The organism is Burkholderia sp., from assembly GCF_018375725.1.
In the GTDB taxonomy this organism is placed as follows: domain Bacteria; phylum Pseudomonadota; class Gammaproteobacteria; order Burkholderiales; family Burkholderiaceae; genus Burkholderia.
Genome location: NZ_JAHACR010000288.1, coordinates 1 through 5280 on the forward strand (window position 1 = coordinate 1; position 5280 = coordinate 5280).

The 5280-nt window shown below is 65.3% G+C and carries 4 protein-coding genes; 3 read left to right on the top strand and 1 reads right to left on the bottom strand.

Annotated features, from left to right (window positions below; all coding sequences use genetic code 11):
• The 3 genes from infB to truB form a co-directional block, all read left to right on the top strand.
• Window positions 1–2651, top strand: a 2651-nt coding sequence (infB, locus tag KH616_RS20860; protein WP_292250425.1) for a translation initiation factor IF-2, incomplete at its 5' end; no start/stop codon positions are given.
• Window positions 2652–2765: 114 nt separating this feature from the next.
• Complete coding sequence (rbfA, locus tag KH616_RS20865) at window positions 2766–3134, top strand: 30S ribosome-binding factor RbfA (RefSeq protein WP_292250427.1); 369 nt, start codon at window positions 2766–2768, stop codon at window positions 3132–3134.
• A gap of 25 nt (window positions 3135–3159) precedes the next feature.
• Entirely contained in the window at window positions 3160–4092 is a 933-nt protein-coding gene (gene truB / locus KH616_RS20870; RefSeq protein ID WP_292250429.1) for a tRNA pseudouridine(55) synthase TruB, read from the top strand.
• 146 nt (window positions 4093–4238) lie between these two features.
• Here truB and KH616_RS20875 read toward each other — a convergent pair.
• Window positions 4239–5280 (bottom strand): DHA2 family efflux MFS transporter permease subunit (locus KH616_RS20875; RefSeq protein ID WP_292250430.1); only part of this gene is annotated, 1042 nt, incomplete at its 5' end.

Sequence of the window (5280 nt, forward strand, 5' to 3'; positions counted from 1 at the left end):
GCAAGAAGCGCACGTTCGTCAAGCGCGACGACGTGAGCGATGCCGGTGCGGAGCAGGGTCAGTCGCAGGCCGCCGAGGCGGAAGACGATGCGGAGCTGAAGCGCCGCGAGGAAGAAGCGCGCCGCGAGGCCGAGCTTCTCGAGAAGCAGGCGCAGGAGTTGCGCGAGCGCCAGGAGCGCCTCGAGCGCGAGGAAGCGGAACGCCGCGCCCGCGAGGAAGCGGCCGAGGCGGAGCGTCGCCGTGCCGAGGTCGAGGCGGCGTCGAAGCGTGCCGCGGCCGAAGCGGCAGCACAGCAGGCTGCCGCAGCGCAGCAGGCCGCTGCAGCGGAGCAGGAAGCGCGGGCGCAGACCACGCAGGACGAAGAGCGTGCGGCAGCGGAACGCGCCGCACAGCGCGAAGCGGCGAAGAAGGCCGAAGACGCGGCGCGTGAAGCAGCCGAAAAGGCGCGCGCGGAGCAGGAAGAGATCCGCAAGCGCCGTGAAGCGGCCGAAGCGGAAGCGCGCGCCATTCGCGAGATGATGAACACGCCGCGCAAGGCTGTGGTCAAGGCGGTGGAGCCGCCGAAGCCGGTCGAACCGCCGAAGCCGGCGGAAGCGAAGGGCACGCTGCACAAGCCGGCCAAGCCGGCGGGTGAAGGTGCGCAGGCTCGTCCGGCGGCGAAGAAGCCGGGCGGCGCGGCACCGGCGACGACGCAGGCGCCGGCTGGCGCGGGCGACCGCAACAAGAAGCCGGGCGCAGGCAAGGGCGGCTGGCAGGATGACGCTGCGAAGCGTCGCGGCATCAAGACGCGCGGAGATTCGAGCGGCGGTGTCGACCGCGGCTGGCGCGGCGGCCCGCGTGGCCGTGGCAAGCATCAGGACAGCGGGTCGTCGTTCCAGGCGCCGACCGAGCCGATCGTGCGTGAAGTGCACGTGCCGGAAACCATTTCGGTCGCCGATCTCGCACACAAGATGTCGGTGAAGGCTTCGGAAGTCATCAAGGTGATGATGAAGATGGGCCAGATGGTGACGATCAACCAGGTGCTGGACCAGGAAACGGCGATGATTATCGTCGAGGAGCTGGGCCACCGCGCGGTCGCCGCGAAGCTGGACGATCCGGAAGCGCTGCTCATCGAAGGCGAAGCAGGCAGCGATGCGGAGCAACTGCCGCGTCCGCCGGTCGTCACGGTGATGGGCCACGTCGACCACGGCAAGACCTCGCTGCTCGACTACATCCGTCGCGCGAAGGTGGCGGCGGGCGAAGCGGGCGGCATTACGCAGCACATCGGCGCGTATCACGTCGAAACGCCGCGCGGCGTCGTCACGTTCCTCGACACGCCGGGTCACGAAGCGTTCACGGCCATGCGTGCGCGCGGTGCGAAGGCGACCGACATCGTCATTCTGGTGGTGGCGGCGGACGACGGCGTGATGCCGCAGACGAAGGAAGCCATTGCGCACGCGAAGGCGGGTGGCGTGCCGATCGTCGTCGCGATCAACAAGATCGACAAGCCGGAAGCGAATCCGGATCGCGTCAAGCAGGAGCTGGTCGCGGAAGGCGTCGTGCCGGAAGAATACGGTGGCGATTCGCCGTTCGTGCCGGTGTCGGCGAAGACGGGTTCGGGTATCGACGACCTGCTCGAGAACGTGCTGCTGCAGGCCGAAGTGCTGGAACTGAAGGCACCGGTCGAGGCGCCGGCCAAGGGCATCGTCATCGAAGCGAAGCTGGACAAGGGCAAGGGTCCGGTCGCGACGATGCTGGTGCAGTCGGGTACGCTGAATCGCGGCGACATCGTGCTCGCAGGCACGGCCTACGGCCGCGTGCGTGCGATGCTCGACGAGAACGGCAAGCCGACGAAGGAAGCCGGCCCGTCGATTCCGGTCGAGATCCAGGGTCTGTCCGAAGTGCCGGGCGCAGGCGAGGAAGTGATCGTGTTGCCGGACGAACGCAAGGCGCGCGAAATCGCACTGTTCCGTCAGGGCAAGTTCCGCGACGTCAAGCTGGCGAAGCAGCAGGCGGCGAAGCTGGAAAGCATGCTCGAGCAGATGGGCGAAGGCGAAGTGCAGAACCTGCCGCTCATCATCAAGGCGGACGTGCAGGGCTCGCAGGAAGCGCTCGTGCAATCGCTGCTCAAGCTGTCGACCGACGAAGTGCGCGTGCAGATCGTGCACAGCGCGGTGGGCGGCATCAGCGAAAACGACGTCAACCTGGCAACGGCATCGAAGGCGGTCATCATCGGCTTCAATACGCGTGCAGATGCACAGGCGCGCAAGCTGGCCGAATCGAACGGCATCGACATTCGCTACTACAACATCATCTATGACGCAGTGGATGAGGTGAAGGCGGCCATGTCGGGCATGCTGGCGCCGGAGAAGCGCGAAGTCGTGACCGGCATGGTCGAGGTGCGCCAGGTGTTCAAGGTGCCGAAGGTCGGCACGGTCGCGGGCTGTATGGTGACGGACGGTGTGGTCAAGCGCACGTCGTCGGTGCGCGTGCTGCGCAACAACGTCGTGATCTTCACCGGCGAACTCGAGTCGCTGAAGCGCTTCAAGGACGACGCCAAGGAAGTCCGTCAGGGCTTCGAATGCGGTATGTCGGTGAAGAATTTCAACGACATCGTCGAAGGCGATCAGTTCGAAGTCTTCGAGGTGACGGAAGTCGCACGTACGCTGTAACAGTGGCGTGAAGGCTCATGGGCGGGGCAGGCTTGGGCCTGTCCCGCCCATTTTCATGGCGGCTTGCAAAGCGGGCCGCCGACATTGGCCAGTACAAGGGATCACGGATCGATCATGACCAGGAAACGTACTTCTCCCAATCGCAACGTGCAGATCGCCGATCAGATTCAGCGCGACCTGTCCGAACTCATCATGCGCGAGGTCAAGGACCCGAGAATCGGCCTCGTGACCATCCAGAGCGTGGAGCTGACGCCGGACTATGCGCACGCGAAGGTGTACTTCACGACGTTGACCGGCAATCCGGCCGACACGCAGGAAGCGCTGAACCGTGCGGCGGGCCATCTGCACAATCTGTTGTTCAAGCGCCTGCACATCCATACGGTGCCGACGCTGCATTTCCATTACGACCAGACGATCGAGAAGGCGGTCGCCATGTCGCGCCTGATCGACGAGGCCAATTCGACGCGCGCGAAGGACGAGTGAGTCCAGCCGCACGGATGCACGATTTATGAAGACTGCTGCACCACAACGCCAGCGCGTGCCCCGGCGCGCGCTGGACGGCGTCCTGTTGCTCGACAAGCCGGTTGGCCTGTCGAGCAACGACGCGCTGATTCGCGCGAAGCGCCTCTATCTCGCCAAGAAGGCCGGGCATACCGGCACGCTCGATCCGCTTGCATCCGGCCTGTTGCCGCTATGCTTCGGCGAGGCGACGAAGTTCTCGCAGGATCTGCTCGAAGCGGACAAGACCTACGAGGCGACGATGCGCCTCGGCGTGCGCACCGCGACCGGCGATGCCGAGGGCGAGGTGCTCGACACACGTCCCGTGACGTGCGACCGCGCGGCCGTGGAGGCCGTGCTTCCCCGCTTTACCGGCGAGATCGTGCAGATTCCGCCGATGTATTCCGCGCTCAAGCGTGACGGCAAGCCGCTTTACGAATACGCGCGTGCCGGCCAGACGGTCGAGCGCGAAGGGCGCAATGTGACGATCCACGTGCTCGAACTGCTCGCCTGCGAGCTGCCCGACGTGACGTTTCGCGTGACATGCAGCAAGGGCACCTATGTGCGTACGCTTGCCGAAGATCTCGGCGAGGCGCTGGGCTGCGGCGCGCATTTGACGATGCTGCGCCGGACGGGCGTCGGCGCGCTGACGCTCGAGCATGCGGTGACGCTGGACGCATTGTCCGATGCCGACGAGGCGTCACGCGACGCGTGGCTGCAACCGGTCGATGCGCTGCTGTCGACGTTTCCGATGGTGCGTCTTGACGACGAGTGCGCGAAACGCTTCCTGCATGGTCAACGTCTGCGCCTGTCGGAGCTTGACCGCATCGATGCGAATGAAGGCGAACGCGTGCGCGTGTACGACGCAACGCGATTGCTCGGCGTCGCCCGGGCGGGAAGTGGCGTGCTTGCACCCGAGCGACTCGTCGTGACCGCCGGCTGAAATACGCGACGCGGCGCGTGGATCGTCGTTGTCGCGGTACGGCCCGCGCGATTCATCCGGCCTTGACCGCATCTCATTGATCGCGTCTCAAACAACAAGCCCGGCCATGCATGGCCGGGCTTGTTGTTTTTCGGGCATCGATTCGTTCAGTGCGCCGCCGACGCCGCGGCGCCGGCATCTGCGCCGCCCGCGCGTTCGGGCTTCGTGATCCAGATCAGCGCGATCAGCAACACAAAGATCGCCGCCGAGATATAGAACAGGTCGTTCACGCCGAGTTGAGCGGCCTGCTGCGTGGCGAGATTGTTGATGAGGCCGTGTGCCTGCTGTTCGCTCAGGCCGAGATGTCCCATCTGGGTGACGGCCTGGTTGAACGTCGGGTTATATGCGTTCGCCTGCTCGACCAGTTGCGCGTGGTGGAAGTTGTTGCGGTGGTCCCACGCGGTCTGGAAGATCGACGTACCGATACCGCCGCACATGATCCGCACGAAATTCGACAGCCCTGACGCAGCCGGAATCCTTTGGGCGGGCAGACCGGACAGCGTGATCGACACGAGCGGGATGAAGAAGCCCGCCATCGCGATGCCTTGCACGAGCGTCGGCAGTGTCAGCGACCATTCGTCGACGCCCGTCGTGTAGCCCGAGCGCATCCAGAAGCACAGTGCGAAGATCAGGAACGCCGCCGTCGCGATGTAACGCGGATCGGTGCGCGGCAGGAACTTGCCGGTAAGCGGCGACAGCAGGATCGCGAACAATCCGACCGGCGCCATCACGAGGCCGGCATCGGTCGCGGTGTAGCCGATCTGCGTCTGCAGCCACAGCGGCAGGAGCACCAGATTGCCGAAATACAGGCCGTATCCGACCGATAGCGCGACCGTTCCGCCGGTGAAGTTGCGTCGGCGGAACAGCGACAGGTCGACCACCGGATATTCGGCGGTCAGTTCCCAGACGACGAAGAACGCGAACGAGATCACGGCGGTGAGCGCGAGCACGACGATTGTTGTCGACGAGAACCAGTCGAGATCCTTGCCCTTGTCGAGCATGATCTGCAGCGAACCGACCCAGACGATGAGCAGCGCGAGGCCGACGCCGTCGATCGGTGCGCGGCGGATCGCCGATTCGCGCTGGCGATAGATCATCCACGTCGCGGCCGCGGCGGCGATGCCGACCGGGATGTTGACGTAGAAGATC